Consider the following 558-nt stretch of genomic DNA (forward strand, 5'->3'; position numbering starts at 1 on the left):
GAAGCGTATCGAGGGAAACTGCCTGACCAGCTACTTGAATACTGGCAAATACTCGGTTTTAGCGGCTTTGCCGATGGTTTATTTTGGCTGACAAATCCAGCGGATTATCAAGACATTCTTGACCGGTTTTTAGAAGACACCCCGTTTGAGCAAGATGATATTTATTATGTTATAGCGCGTAATGCCTGGGGGAAGCTTCAGGTCTACGGCGAGAAAACAGGTGTATCACTTAAAATCAGCCCGCACCTTAACTGGATAACGACAAGCGAAGGAAGTGAGCAAGATATTAAAGCTGGTAAAACTGAGCGGACAATAAAAAATTTTATAGCATTTCAAAGCCCTGAGCGACTTGATATTAAAAACAACCAAAGGAAACCACTTTTCCCTGCGGCATTAAAAAAACATGGCCCACTCAATGCTGATGAAGTGTACAGCTTTGCGCCATTTTTATTTATGGGTGGCGAGAAAAAAATCAAGAATATTGAAAAGTGCGATATTTTTGCCCATTTGAATTTAATTGCCGACATGGGTGATATGGAAATTATTGATATGGCTTCT

At 40.7% G+C, this 558-nt stretch carries 1 protein-coding gene; it reads left to right on the plus strand.

Translation table 11 applies throughout. The features are described 5' to 3' along the window. Positions 1-558, plus strand: a 558-nt coding sequence (locus H5232_RS23590) for a GAD-like domain-containing protein (protein ID WP_182831713.1), incomplete at both ends; no start/stop codon positions are given.

This window comes from Pseudoalteromonas sp. SG41-5 (assembly GCF_014164495.1).
Lineage (GTDB): Bacteria > Pseudomonadota > Gammaproteobacteria > Enterobacterales > Alteromonadaceae > Pseudoalteromonas > Pseudoalteromonas rhizosphaerae.